This is a genomic window from Streptomyces sp. NPDC090045 (assembly GCF_044747975.1).
In the GTDB taxonomy this organism is placed as follows: Bacteria; Actinomycetota; Actinomycetes; order Streptomycetales; family Streptomycetaceae; genus Streptomyces.
This window is the reverse complement of sequence record NZ_JBIVFA010000015.1, coordinates 182279-200161: the sequence shown is the minus strand read 5'-3', so window position 1 is coordinate 200161 and position 17883 is coordinate 182279. Positions and strand designations below refer to the sequence as shown.

General features: G+C 73.2%; 18 protein-coding genes. 10 read left to right on the top strand and 8 right to left on the bottom strand.

Annotation, left to right across the window (positions count from 1 at the left end; all coding sequences use genetic code 11):
* Positions 1 to 26: 26 nt before the first annotated feature.
* Positions 27 to 638 (bottom strand): carbonic anhydrase, encoded by a 612-nt coding sequence (locus ACIPYQ_RS32765; protein WP_401257726.1) that lies wholly within the window; start codon positions 636 to 638, stop codon positions 27 to 29.
* Between the two features lie 125 nt (positions 639 to 763).
* On the opposite strand from ACIPYQ_RS32765, the gene cynR reads away from it, so the two are divergent.
* Positions 764 to 1726: a transcriptional regulator CynR gene (gene cynR / locus ACIPYQ_RS32760; RefSeq protein WP_401257725.1), complete on the top strand. Its 963-nt coding sequence runs from the start codon at positions 764 to 766 to the stop codon at positions 1724 to 1726.
* Here the strand turns inward: cynR and ACIPYQ_RS32755 are convergent.
* Together ACIPYQ_RS32755 and ACIPYQ_RS32750 are read right to left on the bottom strand one after the other, a co-directional pair.
* A complete protein-coding gene (locus ACIPYQ_RS32755; RefSeq protein ID WP_361766802.1) occupies positions 1693 to 2343 on the bottom strand; it encodes a DUF4360 domain-containing protein in 651 nt (216 codons plus the stop codon). The genes cynR and ACIPYQ_RS32755 overlap by 34 nt on opposite strands.
* A gap of 304 nt (positions 2344 to 2647) precedes the next feature.
* The gene (locus ACIPYQ_RS32750) at positions 2648 to 3037 is read right to left on the bottom strand and encodes a response regulator (protein WP_361766805.1); all 390 of its coding nucleotides are present in this window, start codon (positions 3035 to 3037) and stop codon (positions 2648 to 2650) included.
* Between the two features lie 99 nt (positions 3038 to 3136).
* Here ACIPYQ_RS32750 and ACIPYQ_RS32745 point away from each other — a divergent pair, with 99 nt between their 5' ends.
* The 3 genes from ACIPYQ_RS32745 (at position 3137) to ACIPYQ_RS32735 (ending at position 5371) form a co-directional block, all read left to right on the top strand.
* Positions 3137 to 3421, top strand: coding sequence for a hypothetical protein (locus ACIPYQ_RS32745; RefSeq protein ID WP_361766808.1), 285 nt, complete (start codon positions 3137 to 3139; stop codon positions 3419 to 3421).
* A gap of 215 nt (positions 3422 to 3636) precedes the next feature.
* On the top strand, positions 3637 to 4743 hold the full coding sequence (locus ACIPYQ_RS32740; protein WP_401257724.1) for a serine hydrolase domain-containing protein: 1107 nt from the start codon (positions 3637 to 3639) through the stop codon (positions 4741 to 4743).
* Between the two features lie 97 nt (positions 4744 to 4840).
* Positions 4841 to 5371 (top strand): hypothetical protein, encoded by a 531-nt coding sequence (locus ACIPYQ_RS32735; RefSeq protein WP_401257723.1) that lies wholly within the window; start codon positions 4841 to 4843, stop codon positions 5369 to 5371.
* Here ACIPYQ_RS32735 and ACIPYQ_RS32730 read toward each other — a convergent pair.
* Positions 5352 to 8825, bottom strand: a complete 3474-nt coding sequence (locus ACIPYQ_RS32730) for a M28 family peptidase (RefSeq protein ID WP_401257773.1) — start codon at positions 8823 to 8825, stop codon at positions 5352 to 5354. The two genes, ACIPYQ_RS32735 and ACIPYQ_RS32730, sit on opposite strands and share 20 nt — an antisense overlap.
* A 178-nt stretch (positions 8826 to 9003) precedes the next feature.
* On the opposite strand from ACIPYQ_RS32730, the gene ACIPYQ_RS32725 reads away from it, so the two are divergent.
* On the top strand, positions 9004 to 9963 hold the full coding sequence (locus ACIPYQ_RS32725; protein ID WP_401257722.1) for a LysR family transcriptional regulator: 960 nt from the start codon (positions 9004 to 9006) through the stop codon (positions 9961 to 9963).
* A gap of 54 nt (positions 9964 to 10017) precedes the next feature.
* On the opposite strand, the gene ACIPYQ_RS32720 is transcribed toward ACIPYQ_RS32725, so the two are convergent.
* The 4 genes from ACIPYQ_RS32720 to ACIPYQ_RS32705 form a co-directional block, all read right to left on the bottom strand.
* Positions 10018 to 10848 carry a class I SAM-dependent methyltransferase gene (locus ACIPYQ_RS32720; RefSeq protein WP_401257721.1) on the bottom strand — a complete coding sequence of 277 codons (831 nt, stop codon included), beginning with the start codon at positions 10846 to 10848 and terminating at the stop codon, positions 10018 to 10020.
* A 99-nt stretch (positions 10849 to 10947) separates the two neighbouring features.
* Positions 10948 to 11208, bottom strand: a complete 261-nt coding sequence (locus ACIPYQ_RS32715; protein ID WP_401257720.1) for a hypothetical protein — start codon at positions 11206 to 11208, stop codon at positions 10948 to 10950.
* Positions 11195 to 11479: a DUF6400 family protein gene (locus tag ACIPYQ_RS32710; RefSeq protein WP_401257719.1), complete on the bottom strand. Its 285-nt coding sequence runs from the start codon at positions 11477 to 11479 to the stop codon at positions 11195 to 11197. The genes ACIPYQ_RS32715 and ACIPYQ_RS32710 overlap by 14 nt, the downstream gene beginning before the upstream one ends.
* A gap of 88 nt (positions 11480 to 11567) precedes the next feature.
* Positions 11568 to 12143, bottom strand: coding sequence for a GNAT family N-acetyltransferase (locus ACIPYQ_RS32705; RefSeq protein ID WP_361766829.1), 576 nt, complete (start codon positions 12141 to 12143; stop codon positions 11568 to 11570).
* Positions 12144 to 12291: 148 nt separating this feature from the next.
* Between ACIPYQ_RS32705 and ACIPYQ_RS32700 the strand changes: the two genes are divergently transcribed.
* From ACIPYQ_RS32700 to ACIPYQ_RS32680, 5 genes are read left to right on the top strand one after another with little or no spacing between them, the layout of a single operon-like run.
* Positions 12292 to 13572 carry an ATP-grasp domain-containing protein gene (locus tag ACIPYQ_RS32700; protein ID WP_401257718.1) on the top strand — a complete coding sequence of 427 codons (1281 nt, stop codon included), beginning with the start codon at positions 12292 to 12294 and terminating at the stop codon, positions 13570 to 13572.
* Positions 13569 to 14414 (top strand): Rossmann-like domain-containing protein, encoded by an 846-nt coding sequence (locus ACIPYQ_RS32695; RefSeq protein ID WP_401257717.1) that lies wholly within the window; start codon positions 13569 to 13571, stop codon positions 14412 to 14414. The genes ACIPYQ_RS32700 and ACIPYQ_RS32695 overlap by 4 nt, the downstream gene beginning before the upstream one ends.
* Positions 14411 to 15499, top strand: coding sequence for a pyridoxal-phosphate dependent enzyme (locus ACIPYQ_RS32690; RefSeq protein WP_361766838.1), 1089 nt, complete (start codon positions 14411 to 14413; stop codon positions 15497 to 15499). Before ACIPYQ_RS32695 ends, ACIPYQ_RS32690 begins: the two co-directional genes overlap by 4 nt.
* Positions 15496 to 16551, top strand: a complete 1056-nt coding sequence (locus ACIPYQ_RS32685) for an enolase C-terminal domain-like protein (protein WP_401257716.1) — start codon at positions 15496 to 15498, stop codon at positions 16549 to 16551. Before ACIPYQ_RS32690 ends, ACIPYQ_RS32685 begins: the two co-directional genes overlap by 4 nt.
* Complete coding sequence (locus tag ACIPYQ_RS32680) at positions 16548 to 17882, top strand: MFS transporter (protein WP_401257715.1); 1335 nt, start codon at positions 16548 to 16550, stop codon at positions 17880 to 17882. The genes ACIPYQ_RS32685 and ACIPYQ_RS32680 overlap by 4 nt, the downstream gene beginning before the upstream one ends.
* Position 17883 lies beyond the last annotated feature (1 nt).

Here is a 17883-nt window from a genome sequence, read left to right as displayed (position 1 = left end):
GGAGGCGGGGGTTCGGGGGAGGGGTTTCAGGCGGTTCGCGGGGTGAGCGCCGCCGTGCGGTCGGCGAGGGGGCCGACCTCCGCGACGTCGCCGGAGCGGATGTCGTACACCCACCCGCGCAGGGTGAGGGTGCCCGCGGCCCGGGCCCGGGCGACCGAGGGATGGGTGGCGAGGTTCGCGAGCTGGGCGCGTACGTTCTCGTGGACCAGGGCGGACACCCGGTCCGGGCCCGCGCCCGCCGTCCGGGCCACCGAGGCGTCCGCGTGCCGCAGCCAGCCGGCGACGGAAGGGGCGGCGCCCAGGTCCGTGCCCTCGGCCAGGGCCGTCATCGCCCCGCAGGCGGAGTGCCCGCACACGACGACGGTGGTGACACCGAGGACGGCGACGGCGTACTCGATGCTGGCCGTCACCCCGTCCGGGCCCGGGGCGTAGGCGGGCACGAGGTTCCCGGCGGTGCGGACGACGAACAGCTCGCCCGGCTCGCTCTGGGTGAGGAGCTCCGGCACCACGCGGGCGTCGGAGCAGCCGATGAAGAGGGTCGCGGGCCGGTGCGTACCGGCCAGCTCGGCGAAGAGCTCCGCCTTCGCCGGAAACACCTCGCGCCGGAAGCGTGCGACGCCGTCCGAGAGGTCCTGCACGGTCACTCCCTTCGATGGGGGTGGGCCCCGGGGGGCTTGACGTGTTCCACCATGCATGACCTGCATCTATTGTGTCCAAGACGCAATATCCATGCCTGCCATCGATGACATCTATAGTTGTCCGCATGGCTCTCGAACTGCGTCACCTGCGCTATCTGATCGCCGTCGCCGAACACGGCAGCTTCACCCGCGCCGCCGAGGAGCTGCGGATCTCCCAGCCAACCCTGTCCCAGCAGGTGAAACAGCTCGAACGCACCGTGGGCGCCCAGCTGTTGGACCGCACCGGCCGCGCCGTACGGCTCACCGACGCCGGCGCTACGTACGTCCACCACGCGCGCGCCGCCCTGCGGGACCTCGCGGCCGCCGAGCGGGCCCTGATGGACCTCGCCGACCTCACCCGCGGCCACCTGCGCCTCGCGCTGACCCCCACCTTCACCGCGTACCTCGTGGGCCCGCTCGTCGCCGCACTCCACACCGCCCACCCCGGGATCACCCTGGAGCTCCGGGAGATGCCGCAGGACCGCATCGAAGCCGGCCTGCTCGCCGACGACCACGACCTCGGCCTCGCCTTCGAGGGGCCGCACCTGCCGGGCATCGAGGCGACCCCGCTGTTCACGGAGACCCTCGCCCTGGTCGCCGCTGCCGATGCGGATCCCGAGCCCCTCCCCGTACGCGAGCTGGCGGCGCGCCGACTGGCACTGCTCAGCGGGGACTTCGCCACCCGCGGACACGTCGACGCCTACCTCGCCGCCCACGGCGTGCGGCCGCCCATCGCGGTCGAGGCGAACTCCGTCCAGGCCCTGACCGAAATCGTCCGGCGCACCTCACTGGCGACCGTGCTGCCCGCCGCGGTCACCGACGACCACCCGTACCTGCGCCCCGTCCCGCTGGACCCCGCCCTCCCGTCCCGCACGGTCACCCTGCTGCGCCGCGAGAACGCCTACGAGAGCGCCGCGTCCCGGGCCTTCACCGCACTCGCCGCCCGCCTGGTCCGCGAACGCGGGTACCGCCCCCCGCTGCGCGCGCACGCGCAACGGGGGGCGGCCGGGGCGGATCACTTGCCGGGGCACTGCTTCCAGGCGAGGTGATAGATGGTGTTGATGCTGCCGTCGGTGGAGTCCATCGTCATGTAGCTGGTGGACGAGGGGGACGAGGTGCCTCTGGAGACGCGCAGTTCGGTGTTGATGTTGAAGTTGCGCTGCACGCCGCACGGCGCCCACACCAGCTGGGCCCAGTCGGTCACGTCGGTGGCCTGCCAGTTGTCCTCCTGCGGCCCGCTGAAGTTGTGGGTGCGCGCGGCGGTGTCCGGCGAGCCCTGGAAGTAGTACGAGGCCTTCTCGGTGGCCTTCGCGCCCGGCGCGAGCGAGGCGTAGCCGCGGTAGTCGGCGCTGGCGACCGCGTAGGTGAAGCCGTGGGGCACGTGCACGATCAGGCTGAGCTGGCAGTTCTTGCGCGCCGCGGTGGGCGGTGCGCCACCGCCGACCTGGGCGAGGTACTGGCTGTAGGTCACGGTGAACGCGGTGTTGTCCTGGGACACCGCGACCTCCGCGGTGTCCTTGGGACACCCGGATCCGTTGACGGTCGCGACCTCGATCACGATGCGGTCGGGCGGCGGGTCCACGATGGCGGACGGGGTGGCGTGCGTGGGGACGGTGGCCGTGAGCAGGGCGCCGATCGCGCCGCTCACGAGGAATGCACCGGACATGGTTCTCCAATCCACTGCTTCGGTACCGGACGGCGCGCAGGCGGGTGTGCCCGCGTGCCGGAAGGTGGGGGGTGCGGCCGGCCAGAGCGGGGCCGGGTCGTCACAGACCGGTGTGCAGGGTGGAACGGGGCATGCCCGGGAAGGGGAATCTAGGCATGTCCCTGACAATTCCCGATCGGTGAAGACCGGGTGCCCGAATCGTAGGAACCCCGGGCCGGCCGGACCAGGGCGATCTCCGGCCAATCGCACGCGCCGGCCCGGACCGGCCGGATCCCGACGACGGGCCGGAGACCGAAGAGCGGAATCAGGCCGCGGCCGGACGGGCGAGGGCTTCCACGCGGGACAGGAACTCGGTCGGGTGGAACGGCTTCGCGAGGCAGTCGCTCACCCCGGCCTCCAGCGCGCGGACCGTGCACTCCGGGTCCGCGGGCGGCAGTGCCAGGATCGGCACGCGCCCGTGGTCGGGGTGCCGGCGGATCTCCTCGAACAGGGCCACCTCGTCCAGACCCGGACCGGTGCGCTCGCAGATCACCAGGGCGATCGGGCCGGCGCTGCCCAGCAGGGCGACGGTGTCCACCCCGCTCCCGCCGTCGACCACGGCGAACCCCCGGCCGGCGAGGAGGCGCTCCAGCAGGTCCCGGAGGGTGCGGTCCTTCGCCACAAGGAGGATCTTGCTCGGGGAATCGCCGCTCATGGTGTTGCCTCTTCGTTCGCTTCAGGGGGTCCTGGAGAGCGTACGAGGTGGGGCGTGTGAGCGCCCGCTCCGGGGCACCTGATCAGGTAGCTTCGAGCCATGACCACTGAGCCGCAGAGCTTCCAGATCCTGCTGGTGCCCGAGCACATCGAGAACCTGCGCGGGGCCTCCGCCGCCGACAGGGCCCTGCGCGTGGCCACGGTCGAGGCGACCGGTGAGACCGGCTCCTCCGGGTACCCCCACTACCGGGGCGAGGGCATGGAGGCCGACATCGACCCGCGTTCCCGCACGATCGAGGCGCTGCTCGTCGACGGCGCGGAGCTGGACCTCGGCCTGACCGCGATGATCGCCCCCGAGCGGGGCGGGAGCGGCACCTCCAAGTGACGGCGGGCCGCCCGGTTCGGCCGTGCACGGAACGGCTGCCGGCCGACCTCCCCGCAACCCTCCCGGATACCGGCTGACGCCGTAGAAGGGAAGAGGTGCAATCCGGTTGTCCCGGTCTTCTCGATGTTGGCCGGGAGCGGGCCAGCGCCGAGGGGCCCCGCGGCGTAGCGTTTTTCACTCAGGGAAGACGCCGGAGCCGCATCGAGGAGACCGAGATGACCAAGTCCGTTCCCCAGAAGACGAGTTCACGTTCGGCCGTGCAGGAGGTCCTGGACCGGGCCGTGAGCGAGAGCGGCCTCCCCGGCATGGTCGCCGAGGTGCAGGACGGAGCGGGCCGCTGGTTCGGGGCGGCGGGGGTGGCGGACACGGCGACGGGGCGCGCGCGGCTGCCGCAGGAGCAGTTCCGCATCGGCAGCGCCACCAAGACGTTCACGGCCACCCTCCTCCTCCAGCTGGCGGCCGAGCGCAGGCTCGGCCTGGACGACACCGTCGAGCAGTGGCTGCCGGGCCTGGTCCGGGGCAACGGCAACGACGGCGGCGCGGTCACCCTCCGCCAGTTACTCGGGATGACCAGCGGGCTCTTCAACTACGCCCAGGACGAATCGCTGACGTCCCGGCACTACGGCCCCGCCTTCCTGGAGCACCGCTACGACCGGTTCCGCCCGGAGGAGCTGGTGGAGGTCGCCATGTCCCACGCCCCCGACTTCGCGCCGGGCGAGGGCTGGACCTACAGCAACACCGGCTACATCCTGAGCGGCCTCGTCATCGAGAAGGTGACCGGCCGGAGCTACGCCGACGAGCTCGAACAGCGCATCGTCCGCCCGCTCGGACTGACCGGAACCTACCTGCCGGGCGAGGACCAGCACGAGCTGCGCGGACCGCACACCCGCCTCTACAGCAAGAACCACCTGCCCGCACCCGATGCCGAGATCCACGACGTGACCGAGCTCGACGCGAGCTTCGCCTGGACGGCCGGCGGGATGGTCTCCACCGTCGGGGACCTGAACCGGTTCTTCGGCGCGCTGCTGGGCGGACGGCTGCTGCCGCCCGCCCAGCAGGAGGAGATGTTCACCGTGTTCCCCACCCCCGAGGGCAAGTGGATCCCCCACACCTCCTACGGCCTCGCCGTGGCCTCCGTGGAGCTGTCCTCAGGCCGGCGGGTCTGGGGCATGGGCGGCGCCTTCACCGGATCGTTCTGCTACACCTACGGCACCCGCGACGGCGGGCACCTCGTCTCCCAGAGCCTCAACGGCGACTGGAGCGACCCGATCGGCCTCTTCACCGAGGTGCTCGAAGCCGAGTTCGCCGGCGGCTCCGCGTGACGCGTGCCCCGCGTACGGTCCTGCTCCCCCGCGCGGGGGAGCAGGACCGTACGCGGGGAGGAGGTGGCGGCGCGGGCCCGCGCAGCAGGATGGGGCCATGACCCGATCACCGAGGAACCGGCAGATCGGCGCGCTCACCGCATGTGCCGGTGCGCTCGCCTACACCGTGAGCAAGATCGACCTCGCCCGGGACGGCGAGCTGGGCATGCCGGGCTTCCCCGCACCGCAGGAGGCCTACGCCCGGGTCGCCGATGTCACGGCCGCCCAGCTGGGCAACGCCGGCCTCGGTCTGCTGATGGCCCTCGTCGCCCTGCTGCTGGTACGCCCGCCCGCCGCCCGGTCCGTCCGGTGGGCCGCGGTCGCCGTCTCCTGGGCCGGCATCGCGATGGTCGGGGCCGGGGTCGCCGGCTTCGGCGCGCGGGCGGCGGGGGTGGCCCCGGGCCTCGGCGACACGCCCCCCGACATGGGCACGGCGCTCGCGGCGCTGGCGGTCGGCGCCGTCTGGGTGGCGGGTTGGTGCGTGGCCGCGGTCGGCGCGGTACGGCAGGCGTCCGGCCCGGCCCCCGCCGTACGGGGACCGGGCCGGACTTCGGAGGGCCGGGCGGGCGTCAGCTCACCTGGAGGGTGACGTCGTCCACGACGAAGGAGGTCTGGAGGGACTGGTCCTCCACGCCGTTGAACTTCAGGGTGACGGTCTGACCGGCGAACGCGGAGAGGTCGTAGGACTTCTCGGCGTAGCCGGAGTTCGCGTCCAGGTTGGAGAAGGACGCCAGCGTCTGGCCCCCCACGGAGACGGTGAACCGGTCGTAGACGACGTTCTCGTCCTCGTCCGTGTCGATGTGGAGGAAGAACGCCAGCCGGTACGAGGCGCAGCCCGTCGGGACGGCCAGCGACTGCGAGGCGCTGTCGGTGTGGGTGGACCCGTACCCGTTCAGCCACGCCTTGTAGGTGCCGCCGTGCGGGGCCTGCCCGGACTGGTTGGTGATGACGCCCGCGGTCGCGCTCCACGGGCTCGCGCCGTTCTCGAAGCCGCCGTTGACCACGAGCTGGCGCGGTGTGCAGCTGCCGCCGCCGGTGACGGTCAGCGTGTAGGTGGTGGTGTGGCTGACGGTGCCGGAGCCGGTGACCGTCAGGGTGTAGGTGCCGGGCGCGGTGCTCGCGCCGACCTGGACGGACAGCGTGGAGGAGCTGCCGGACTGCACGGACGCGGGGCTCAGCGTGGCGCTCACGCCGGCCGGCGCGCCGGTGACGGACAGGGCGACGGTCTGGGCGGCGCCGCTCACGGTGGCGGTGTTCACCGTGGCGGTGGTGGAACCGCCGGGGGCCGCGCTGCCCGCGGACGGGCTGACACCGATGGAGAAGTCCTGCGCCGGCGTCTCACCGCCGACGGCCTGCTTCCACACGGCGTAGGCGACGCCGTCGGCGCTGCGGTCCAGCACGGTGGCACTGATGTTGTTCGTGGTGTCGCAGGAGCTGTGGTAGCAGGGGTCGTAGGCGGCGTTCGCCGTGCCGCCCCACTTCGCGGCCTGCGCCGAGGTCTTGCGGGCGCTGGCCCCGGCCGCGTAGCCGGAGGTGGGGATGCCGCCCTGCTGGAAGGAGTAGTCGTCGCTGCGGCCCTGGCCCTCGGTGTTCTCCTCGGGTGCCAGGTTCAGCGAGGTCCAGTACGCCTTGAGCGGGGCCGCGGTGGCGGAGTTGACGTTGTTGATGAAGTAGCCGCCGTTGGTGGAGCCCACCATGTCGAAGTTGTAGTAGCCCTTGATGGCCGCGCGCTGGGCGCTGCTCAGCTGGTTGACGTAGAACTCGGACCCGTTCAGGCCCTGCTCCTCGTCCGTCCACCAGGCGAAGCGCACGTGCTTGGTCATGGTGGGGTTCTTCTGGGCGAGGACGAGCGCGTTCTCCAGCAGGGTCGCGGAGCCCGAGCCGTTGTCGTTGATGCCGGGGCCGGCCGAGACGCCGTCCAGGTGGGCGCCGAACATGACGGTCTGGTCGGCCGGGCCGCCCGGCCAGTCGGCGATCAGGTTGTTCGACGGGTAGGTGCAGGAGGAGCAGTTCTGCTCGGTCACGGTGTAGCCGGCGGCCTGCAGCTTGCCCTTCACGTAGGCCAGCGACTGGGTGTAGCCGGCGCTGCCCGCCCGGCGGTGGCCGCCGTTCTGGGAGGCGATGGTGCCGAACTGGGCCAGGTGCGCCTGCACGTTGGCGACGCTGATGTCCGGCGGGTCGTTGCCGGGCTGGGTGCCGCCGACGTTGAGCGTGTAGTCGACGGTGTGGGAGAGGGCGGCGCCCTGTCCCTTGACGACGACGGTGGACGCGCCGGGCGCCGCGTTGGCGGTGGCGGTCAGGGTCAGTACGGAGGACTGGCCGGACTGCACGGTGGCGGGGTTGAAGGAGGCGCTCACCCCGGCCGGCAGACCACTGGCGGTCAGCGTCACCGACTGGGCGGTGCCGGTGGTGACGGTGGTGCCGACGGTCGTGGTGACCGTACCGCCCTGCTGGACGGTGCCCGACGAGGGGTTCAGCGCCATCGAGAAGTCGTTGTTCTGGCCGCTCGGGGTGCAGGTCGGGTCGGCGGGCTGGGCGGGCACGCTGATCGCGTCCCAGGCGGCCTTGGTCTTGTTGAAGAGGTCGCAGGTGGCGTCGAGCGACTTGGCGGAACTCAGGGTCGCCGTGCGGTACTTCTTGTAGGACATGCTGCTGGTCTTGAGCAGCATGCCGCCGTAGAAGATCTTGCCGGCGTTCTGGACGCCCACCCCGGTGACCGTGGACTGGTTGCAGGTGGGGCTGGTCGGCTTGCCGCCGCCCGGGTTGCTGCCCTCGGCCAGCAGGTAGAACCAGTGGTTCATCGGGCCGGCGGCCTTGTGCACCTCGGTGCCGGGTATCGCGGAGCTGTAGCAGGCCGGGTCGTTGTTGACGGCCGGCGGGTTGTACATGTTGCGGATCGGGCCCCGGCCCTGCAGGTTGATGACCTCGCCGACGGTGTAGTCCGGGGTGTCGTACGGGGCCGGCTGGTTGATGAACGCCTCGGTCAGCGCGCCGAAGATGTCGCCGGTGGCCTCGCCGAGACCGGACTCCTGGCCGCTGGTGCCGCCGGGGGTGTTGGAGTCGATGGCGTGCCCGTACTCGTGGGCCACCACGTCCACGCCGGCGATCCACTCGTTGGCGCTGTTGCGGCCGATGGTGACCGAGCTGCCGTCCCAGTAGGCGTTGAGGTCGTTCAGGCCGACCTTGCCGGGGAAGCTGCGGCCGTTGCCGCTGACGCCGTTGCGGCCGAGCCACTGGGCGAGCATGTCCCACTGCTTCTGCGCCGCGAACATCAGGTCGACGCAGCCGGTCTCCTTGCTCGTGGGATTGCCGGTGCCCCAGGAGTCGGAGGACTTGGTGAAGACCGTGCCGTTGCTGTAATCGGCGCAGCTGAGGCCGGTCCGGTTCGGGTCGCGCAGCGTGTACGTGGAACCCGAGTTGGTGGTGTCGAGGGAGATCGGGCCCGGCCCGTTCCACTTGCTGTTGCCGGAGCCGGCCACCACCTCGTCGTAGCTGTCGACGAAGGCGCCGGTCCGCGCGTCCGTGAAGACGTGCAGTCTGCTGGGAGCGGTGCTGGTACGGCCGCTCAGCACGGTCTCCCAGGCCAGCACCGGCTTGTCGTCCTTGAGCCGGACGACGAGCCGGCTGCTCTCGACCTTGTCGACCGAGGCCAGCCTCGCCCGTGCGGTGGACTCGGCGTCCTTCGCGGAGACCGAGGCGCGGGTCGCCACGTCGATCCGTACGGAGGAGGCCGACTGGAGGGCGCGGACCTTGCCGGTGCCGTCGGCGAGCACGACCGCGTCGCCGCCGACGACCGGCAGGCCGCGGTAGCTGCGCTCGTACGAGACGGAGTAGAGGTCCTTCACCCAGGGGGTGACGAGGCGCCTTTCGTACTGTTCCTGCGAGGAGTTGACCAGGGAGTCGAGACCACTGTCGACGGCCTGGTCGGCCGCCGCGACCGCGCGCGCGGCCGGTGCGTCCTTCTGGGAGGGGGCGGGCTGCGCCTGCTGCGCCGCCGACGCCGTCCCGGCCAGGGTGCCGGCGAGACCTGCGGTCAGCGCCATCGCCGCCACGGCCGCCGTCCATCTTCTGGGCTGCAACGTCCACTCCGATCGTGGGGGGTCGGGGATGAGTGTTCGTTCGCGGCCGAGTATGAGCGTGAACATGACGAGAATGGGACATCCCGGCAGGCATAAGGCCCGCGTTATGGTGCCGCGACGGGCGGCTGCGTACGCTGCCCGGATGCAGCTGGAGTTGAGGCATCTGCAAGCCGTCTGCCGGATAGCGGAGGCGGGCAGCCTGGGGGGCGCGGCGCGACGGCTCGGCGTTTCCCAGCCCGCACTCTCGGCGCAGCTGCGGCGCATCGAACAGGTCACCGGCGGCGAGCTGTTCGTGCGCGGCCGGGGCGGGGTGGAACCCACCGCGCTGGGGCAGTTCGTCCTGGCCAGGGCGCGCCGCGTGCTCAGCGAGATGGACGCCCTGGGGGCGGACGCGCGCGCCCTGTCCGCCGGCGGTCCGCTGCGCCTGGGCTGCATCCTGCTCGTGCTGCTCGACGGCCTCCTCGCCCAGACGGACCTGTCCATGTCCGGCCGGGAGATCGCCGTGGACCTGGAGGACTCGGTGACCGCGCTGGCCCGGATGCTCGGCGCGGGGAGGTACGACGCCATCGTGTACGGCGAGGTCAACGACCACGAGGTCCCGTTGCCCGAGGGCACCCTGGCCAGGACGCTGATCCCGAAGGAGCCCTTCTGCATCCGGCTGTCGGCGAAGCACCCCCTCGCGGGCCTCGACCGCGTCGACCTGGCCGACCTTGCCGACGAGCCGTGGCTGACCCTGGTCGAGGACGACGACGGCGGTCCGGAGGCCCTCGTCGCCGCCTGCGCGAAGGCCGGATTCAGCCCGTCACTGCGCTACCGGATCACCGATCGCAAGATGCAGCACGACCTGATCGCCGCGGGCCGCGCGGTCTCGCTCTGCCAGCCGACGGCCCCGCCGGGGGAGGGCACGGTGATGCGCCCGCTCGTCGGCACCCCCATCACGGGCCGCATCCGCGTGGCCTGGAACCGCTCGGCGCTGTCGGCCGGGCAGGCGGAACTGCTCTACCGGGCCGCGGCCCGCGCCTACCTGGCCAATGTGGACAACAACGCCTTCCACAAGGAGTGGTGGGACGCTCACCCGGAGGTGCATCCGGCCGTCGACTGACCGGGGCGGGACACCGGGCCGGCCAGGGGGCCGGTCAGCCCTGGCGGTGTCCGGTCAGCCCCGGCGGTGGGCGGTCAGCAGGAGGTACTCCCACTCCATGACCCCGTCCACGGTGTGCTCGGCGGCGAGGGCGTCGAGCGCGGAGTCCAGGGCGGCGACCCGGTCCGGATCGCCGGCGACGGCGCGGTAGACGGCGATCGTCGGCCCGTAGCAGGCCTTGAAGAACTCGCGGAAGGCCGTGGGCCGCGCGAAGGCGTCCACGCGGACCGTCTCGCGGCGGGCGTCGACGTCGGTCACCGCGTCGCCCAGCAGCTCGTGGACGTGCTCCTCGTCCCCCCACAGCGGCGGCGGCTCGGCGCCGGGCGGCGGCGGGGGAGCGAAGGGCTTCATCGTGGCGAACATCCGGCCCACGAAGCCCTGCGGGGTCCAGTTGGCCAGCCCGATCGTGCCGCCGGAGCGGCAGACGCGCAGCATCTCCTCGGCGGCGGGCCGGTGGTGCGGGGCGAACATGACGCCGACGCACGACATCACGATGTCGAACTCCCCGTCCGCGAACGGCAGGGCCTCGGCGTCCGCCTCCCGCCACTCCAGCCGGGCACCCCGTACGGCGGCCAGGTGCCGCCCGATCTCCAGCAGCTCGGGGGTGAGGTCGGAGGCCACCACGTCGGCCCCGGCCAGGGCCGCCGGTATGGCCGCGTTGCCGGAGCCCGCAGCGACGTCGAGGACCCGGTCGCCCTGCCGGACGCCGCACTCCCGTACGAGCCGGGCCCCGAGCTCCGGGATGACGTGGGAGACCACGGAGGGGTAGTCGCCCTGCGCCCACATCGCACGGTGCCGTGCCTTCAGGGTGCGGTCCGCCTGGACCGCTTCGCTCGACTCGGTCATGACAGCCGTCCTCCAGGGCTCGGAGCAGCCCCTTCTTCGAGGATAGGCACCTCCCGCGGGCCCGGCCCGTCGACCGCCGAGGGGCGGGACGGAGGCGGGTCAGGGGTGGGACGGGCCGCCGGTGATTCGGCTCCACAGGGTGGAGCGGGTGGCGCCGAAGCCGCTCTCGTGCACCCAGACGTGGGTGCAGCCCGGGCACTGCAGGTGGAGCAGGCTGCCCGTGTTGGAGAGCAGGTAGCGCCAGTGCGCGGAGCACGCGCCGCGCTCCCCGCACGGCTCGCACCCACGGGTGTCCTCGCAGTTCGGGCAGGCCACCCAGGCCCGGCGGCCGATGTCGGCCTGCGGGTCAAGCGGCAGCACGGCCGTGTCCTCGCCCGGGGAGCACGCCGGCCGCGACCAGTTCGTCGTACATGCGCTGCTGGGCCTCGTCGAGCCCCGAGTACAGCAGGTCGTACGCCGCCTCCTCGCCGCGCAGCACCTCGATCGGGTCCCAGTCGGGGCCGAGGGCTTCCATCACCTGGGCCCGCCGGAGGACCTCCTGGGAGGTGAGGTCGACGGTGAAGCCGACCAGCGCGGGCTCGGCGGCCGCGTCGTCCGGGCCGGCGGGGGGAGTGGGGGGCTGCGGGCTCATGATTCGAACTTAGGTAACCCTTCCTTGATCGGTCAAGGGAGGGTGGGCGGAGTCACAGCACGGCCCGCAGTCGCGCCGGAGCCGGGAGTCACGGCAGCGCCCAGGGCGCCGGGATCTCGAAGTGGACCGTCCCGAATCCGCCGTGCTCGCCCGTGGTGCGGGCGTCCCAGACCTCGGTGGCCAGGCTGCGCCAGAACCGCTCCGCGCCCGGGATGTCGACGTTCGTGTGCAGGTAGACGCGCTCGTAGCCCGGCACGCCGGCCGCGAACGCGCACGCCTCCCGGACCATGGCCCGGGCCAGCCCGTGCCTGCGGTGCGCGGGGCGTACGTAGACCCGCAGGAGCTGGGCGGTGCTGCCCGAGGGGTAGCGCTCGGCGAGCCAGCGCGGATGTGGCGGGTGGACGGGCCCGCGGGAGTGCACGGCGCACGTGCCCACCACCTCCCCGTCCCGCACGGCCACGACGAGGGTGTGGCGCGGGTGGTCGAGATAGGTGCCGCGGATGTCGACGACGTCGGAGTGCCACTCGGGCACGTACCCGTACGTGAACTCCCGGTAGAAGGTGTCGAGCATGACGCTGCGCGCTCCCCGGACGTCCTGCGGCCCGGCGTGCCGTACCTCGTACGCCCCCACGCGCACTTCCTGATGCTGTCTCAGTTCTTCCATGCCTCCAGACCGTACCCGAAAATCGGCGTATTGGAAATGAAAACGATTTCGGATAACGTCTGCCGGGTTCGGTTCGGGCGCCTCCTGCCGGGCGCACCGTGCCGCCCGCGCGCCCAAGTGCTGTCATGCCGGTCTGAGAGGAACTCCTGTGGGACATCTGCTGGTTGTCGAAAGCTGGGTCGGATCGATGAGCAGGCTCCTGCCCAGGGCGATCGGTGAAGGCGGACACACGTTCAGCTTCCTCACCCGGGACCTGCACCACTATCTGCGCGCCGCGCCGGCCGACGGGCCGCACCCGCTGCTCGGCGCACGCAACATCGTCACGGCGGACACCAACGACACGGACACCCTGCTCCCGCTCGTCGAGCGGCTGCACGAGGTGCTCGCCTTCGACGGAGTGGTCTCCTCCTGCGACTACTACCTGCCCGCCGTCGCGCGGACCGCCGAGCGGCTCGGCCTGCCCGGACCCACCCCCGAGGCGGTCGGGAACGCCTGCCGCAAGGACCTCACCCGCCAGGTCCTGGCCGGGGCCGGGGTGGACGGCCCGCGCTTCGCCGTCTGCGCGGACACCGCCGCGGCACTCGCCGCCGCCCGCGACCTCGGCTATCCGCTCGTCGTCAAGCCCGTCGACCTGTGCGCCGGAATGCTGGTCCGCCGGGTGGACGACGCGCGCGAACTGGAGCGGGCCTGCCGGGCGCTGGCCGAGTTCCCCGTCAACGCCCGCGGCCAGCGCCGCGCCCCCGTCCTCCTCCTCGAAGAACTGCTCACCGGCTCGGAGATCAGCGTGGAGACCGTCTCCCACGGGGGCGCCACGCACGTCGTCGGCATCACCGACAAGAGCATCGGCGGCGCGCCCGCCTTCATCGAGACCGGCCACATGTTCCCGGCCGGCCTGGCCCCGGACCTGGCGAAGGAAGCCGCCGAAAGCGCCGTACGCGCCGTCGGGGCACTCGGCCTGGACCACGTCGTCTGCCACACCGAACTCAAACTGACCCCCGCCGGTCCGCGCCTGATCGAGGTCAACCCCCGCCCGGCCGGCAACCGCATCACCGAACTGGTCCGCCACGTCACCGGCGTCGACCTGGCGGCCACCTGCGTGGACCTCGCGCTCGGCCGCGCGCCCGACCTCTCCGTCCGTCCCACGGGGGTGCGCAGCGCCGCCATCGCCTTCCTGCTGCCCGACGGCGCCGGCACCCTCACCGGCATCGACGGCGCCGACGAGGTACGCCTGCGGCCCGAGGTCCTGGAGCTCACCCTGGCCGAACCGGGCCGCGCCGTACTGCCCGCCACCAGCAACAACGAGTACCTCGGCCACGTCATGACCGCCGACACCGAAGGCGGCGGAGCCCGGGCGGCCGCCGAGCACCTGCTGGCCGGACTGCGCCCCTCCTACACCTGTTCCGAGCTGCCCGCGGCGGTGACCGCGTGACCGCCGCCGTCTCCACCCCCTCCCTTCGCACACCGGCCGTGCGGACCGTCGACGAGCTCCTCGCGCGCGTGCGTGCGGGAGCCCACGGGCCCGACCCCGCCGGGCAGCGCGTCGCGCTCGCCTTCACCACCGCCCAGGCCGTACGCCACGAAGGCCGCTCCGGAGGCTACCGCAACGAGGTGCTCAGCATCCGGCTGGCCGCGGCCGTCGGCTCCTGCGCCGTGGAACCCGGCGCCCTGCCCCCGGCCGCACTCGAAGACTGCGCGGGAGCCACCGTCGCCGAACTGCTCGACCACCCGCTCGCGCCCGTACGGATCGCCGCCCTCGACGCCTACCTGATGCACGTGCGCCCGCACACGCCCGACAACGGCGCCCGCCCCTACCCGATCCCGGCCGGCAGCTCACTGCACCGCTCCCGGGCCCGCGCCCGCGCGGTGGCCGACCTGCTCCCCGCGACGGGAGCGGAGCGGGTCCTCGTCGTCGGCGTCGTCAACTCCCTGCTGGAGCAACTGCGCGAGCGCGGGACCGCGTACGCGCCCTGCGACCTCAAGGGCGGCACCACCGAATGGGGCGAGCCCGTCCTGACCGACGCCCTCGCCGAGCTGGAGCGCTGCGACGCCGTCCTCGCCTCCGGCATGACCCTCGGCAACGGCACCTTCCAGCCGCTGCTCGACCACGCCGCCGCGACCGGCAAACCCCTCGTCATGTTCGCCCAGACCGGCAGCGCCGTCCTGCCCCACTTCCTGGGCGCCGGGGTGAGCGCCGTCTCGGCCGAGCCCTACCCCTTCTTCTGGCTCGACGGCGGCCCCGGCGTCGTCCACCGCTACGGGGGCGCCCGGTGACCCTCGCCCCGATCCTGCCCCGCCCGGCGGCCCACACCGCCAACCCCGACCTCCTGCCACTGCTCGGCGGCACCCCGCTCGCCCGGATCCGCACCGACCTGCCGCACCGCCATCCCGGCTTCTGGGCGAAGCTCGAATGCCTCGGCGCCGGCGGGATGAAGGCCCGCGCCGCCGTCTCCATGCTCACCGGCGCCCGCGACCGCGGCGAACTGCTGCCGGGCGCCCCCGTCGTGGAATCCACCTCCGGCACCCTGGGCGTCGGACTCGCCTTCGCCGGCCAGGCCCTCGGCCACCCCGTCGTCCTCGTCGGCGACACCGAACTCGAACCGTCCATGCGCCAGTTGCTGCGCACCTACGGAGCCCGGCTCGAACTCGTCGACCGCCCGGCCGCGGAAGGCGGCTGGCAGGCCGCCCGGATCGCCCGGCTGCGCGAGGTGCTGCGGCGGACGCCGGGGGCCTACTGGCCCGACCAGTACAACAACCCCGACAGCGCCGCCGGTTACCTCACCCTCGCCACCGAACTGACCACCCAGCTCGACCACCTCGACGTCCTGGTGTGCAGCGTCGGCACCGGCGGACACAGCGCCGGCCTGGCCGGCCCGCTGCGCCGCCGCTGGCCCCGGCTGAAGGTGATCGGCGTCGACTCCGTCGGCTCGGCCATCTTCGGCCAGCCCGCCCGGTCCCGCCTGATGCGCGGGCTCGGCAGCAGCATCCACCCGGCCAACGTCGCCTACGAGGCCTTCGACGAGGTGCACTGGGTGGGGCCCGCCGAAGCGGTCGACGCCTGCCGTCGGCTCGCCCGCTCCGCCTTCGTCAGCGGCGGCTGGAGCACCGGAGCCGTCGCGCTCGTCGCCGCCTGGGCGGCCCGCACACAGCCCGGCGCGGTCGTCGCGACCGTCTTCCCGGACGGACCCCACCGCTACCTCGGCACCGTCTACGACGACGACTTCTGCCACGCCCACGGCCTGGACACCTGCGCCCTCGCCGTCCGCCCCCTGCAGATCCCGCACCCCCACGCGGCCGAGGCCGCCGGCTGGGCCCGCTGCGCCACCGTGCTCGCCCCCGCCCGAGGGGGCGCCGCGTGAAGCTCACCCGGCACACCGCCGACCTCCGCCTCACGGAACCCCTGCGCATCTCCCGCTCCGTGATGACCCGCCGCGACGCCGTGTGGATATCGGTCGAACACGGCGGACTGCGCGGCTGGGGCGAGGCCGTCAGCAGCGACTACCTCGGGCTGCCCACCGACCGGATCCACCGCCACCTGGAATCGGTGCGCGCCGCCACCGAACGCTTCCCCGACCCGGAGACCGCCTGGGCGGAGACCGGCGCCGGACACCCGGCCTGGCACGGCCTGCCGCCGGGGGTGCTGGCCGCGATCGAGGCCGCCGTACTGGACCTGGTGGGCAAGCGGGCAGGGGAGCCCGCCCACCGCCTGCTGGGCACGCCCGCCGCCCCCGCCGCCGCGACCACCCGTACGATCGGCATCACCGGGCCCGTACCGGCCGCCGCGCAGGCCGCCCGGCTCGCCCTGAGCGGCTTCACCGCCCTCAAGGTGAAGGCAGGATCCCCCGACCCGGCCGAAGACCTCGCGCGCGTGGCCGCCGTACGCACCGGGGCCCCCGGCGCGAGCCTGCTGCTCGACCCCAACGGGGCGTGGAGCGAACGCCAGACCCTCGACCTGCTCCCGCGCTTCGCCGCACTCGGCGTCACCGCCGTGGAACAGCCGATCGCCCCCGGCCGCCCCGACGCCCTCGCCCGCGTGGCCCGGGACTCCCCGATCCCCGTCATCGCCGACGAGGACGCCGTCTCCTACGAGGACGCCGTCGCACTGGCCGGACGGGTCCACGGGGTCAACGTCAAACTCGCCAAGTGCGGCGGGGTCCGGGCCGCCCTGCGCATCCACGAGGCCCTGCGCGGCACCGGCACCGAGCTGATGCTCGGCTGCCTCACCGCCAGCTCCCTGGGCATCGCCCCCGCCGTGCACCTCGCCGACCGGGCCCGCTGGGTGGACCTCGACGGGCACCTGCTGCTCGCCGAAGACCCCTGGACCGGCATCGGCGGGACCGACGGCACCGTACGCGCCGCGGACCGGGCCGGCCTCGGCGTCAGACTCGCCGACGGGGAGACGGGCCGGTGAAGACCCTCGCCGCCGTCCGCGGCTTCCCGCTCGCCGTACGCCTGCTCCTGGTCAACCAACTCGGCGTCAACACCGGCTTCTACCTGCTCGTCCCCTACCTCGCCACCCACCTCTCCGAGGACCTCGGACTCTCCGCAGCCGTCGTCGGCGTGGTCCTGGGCCTGCGCAACCTCAGCCAGCAGGGCCTGTTCCTGATCGGCGGCTCGGCCGCCGACCGGCTCGGCGCCCGAGGGGTGATCATCGCCGGCTGCGCGCTGCGGACGGTGGGGTTCGCCCTGTTCGCCCTCGGGGACACCCTGCCGCTGCTGCTCACCGCCGCGATACTCAGCGGGCTCGCGGGGGCCCTGTTCAACCCCGCCGTACGGACCTACGTCGCCCAGGAGGCGGGCGAGCGCAAGGCCGAGGCCTTCGCGCTGTTCAACGTGTTCGCCACCGCCGGGTCGCTGCTCGGCCCGCTGCTCGGCACCCTGCTGCTCCTCGTGGACTTCCGGGCGGCCGCCGTCACCGCGGCCGCGGTCTTCGCCGTCCTCACCCTCGCGCAGCTCCTGGTGCTGCCCGCCCGGCGGATCCCCGCCCCGGACACCGGACTGCTCGGCGACTGGCGGGAAGCGGCGCGCAGCCGCGGCTTCCTCGCCTTCTCCGTCGCCATGATCGGCATGTACGGGCTGCAGAACCAGCTCTACCTCCTGCTGCCCCACGCGGCCGTGCGCGCCTCCGGCTGGGACGGCTCGATCGGCCTGCTGTTCCTCGCCGGCACTCTCGCCAACCTCCTCCTCCAACTGCGCATCACCCGGAGGCTGGAGTCCGCGGGCAGCCGCGGCCGCTGGATCGCCACCGGCCTGGCCGTCATGGGGCTGGGCTTCGTCCCGCCCCTGCTCGTCGCGGGAGCCCCGGCCCCGCACCCGGCGGCCCTGCTCGCCGTCCTGGCCGGCGCCCTGCTCCTGCACGTCGGCGTGATGATCGCCCAGCCGTTCGTGATGGAGCTGATACCGGCCTTCGGCCGGGAGGGCCTGACCGGCACCTACTACGGGCTCTTCTACGCGGTGTCCGGCACCGCGGCCGCCCTCGGCAGCGCGGCGGTCGGCTGGGCGATGGACACCGCCGGGCACACCGGCGCCGCCTGGCTGCCCTTCGCCTGCTGCCTCGCCCTCGGGCTGGCCTCCGCGGCGGCCGTCGCCCGGCTGGACCGAAGACGGGCCCTGCCCGCCGCCTCCGCATTCGCCTCCGCCTCCGCATCCGGGCCAGGGCCAGGGCCAGGGCCAGGGCCAGGGCCCGGCCCGGACCCCGGTCCCGCCCGCCGGTGCGACGGCGCCCGCCCGAGAAGCGAGTAAC

Bases quoted from the DNA above. Each gene is read 5' to 3' on its own strand.
- ACIPYQ_RS32745 (WP_361766808.1), top strand. From the start codon at position 3,137: ATGACCACTGAGCCGCAGAGCTTCCAGATCCTGCTGGTGCCCGAGCAC.
- ACIPYQ_RS32705 (WP_361766829.1), bottom strand. From the start codon at position 12,143: ATGGAAGAACTGAGACAGCATCAGGAAGTGCGCGTGGGGGCGTACGAG.
- ACIPYQ_RS32730 (WP_401257773.1), bottom strand. From the start codon at position 8,825: ATGGCGCTGACCGCAGGTCTCGCCGGCACCCTGGCCGGGACGGCGTCG.
- ACIPYQ_RS32755 (WP_361766802.1), bottom strand. From the start codon at position 2,343: ATGTCCGGTGCATTCCTCGTGAGCGGCGCGATCGGCGCCCTGCTCACG.
- ACIPYQ_RS32720 (WP_401257721.1), bottom strand. From the start codon at position 10,848: ATGACCGAGTCGAGCGAAGCGGTCCAGGCGGACCGCACCCTGAAGGCA.
- ACIPYQ_RS32725 (WP_401257722.1), top strand. From the start codon at position 9,004: ATGCAGCTGGAGTTGAGGCATCTGCAAGCCGTCTGCCGGATAGCGGAG.
- cynR (WP_401257725.1), top strand. From the start codon at position 764: ATGGCTCTCGAACTGCGTCACCTGCGCTATCTGATCGCCGTCGCCGAA.
- ACIPYQ_RS32735 (WP_401257723.1), top strand. From the start codon at position 4,841: ATGACCCGATCACCGAGGAACCGGCAGATCGGCGCGCTCACCGCATGT.
- ACIPYQ_RS32750 (WP_361766805.1), bottom strand. From the start codon at position 3,037: ATGAGCGGCGATTCCCCGAGCAAGATCCTCCTTGTGGCGAAGGACCGC.
- ACIPYQ_RS32740 (WP_401257724.1), top strand. From the start codon at position 3,637: ATGACCAAGTCCGTTCCCCAGAAGACGAGTTCACGTTCGGCCGTGCAG.
- ACIPYQ_RS32710 (WP_401257719.1), bottom strand. From the start codon at position 11,479: ATGAGCCCGCAGCCCCCCACTCCCCCCGCCGGCCCGGACGACGCGGCC.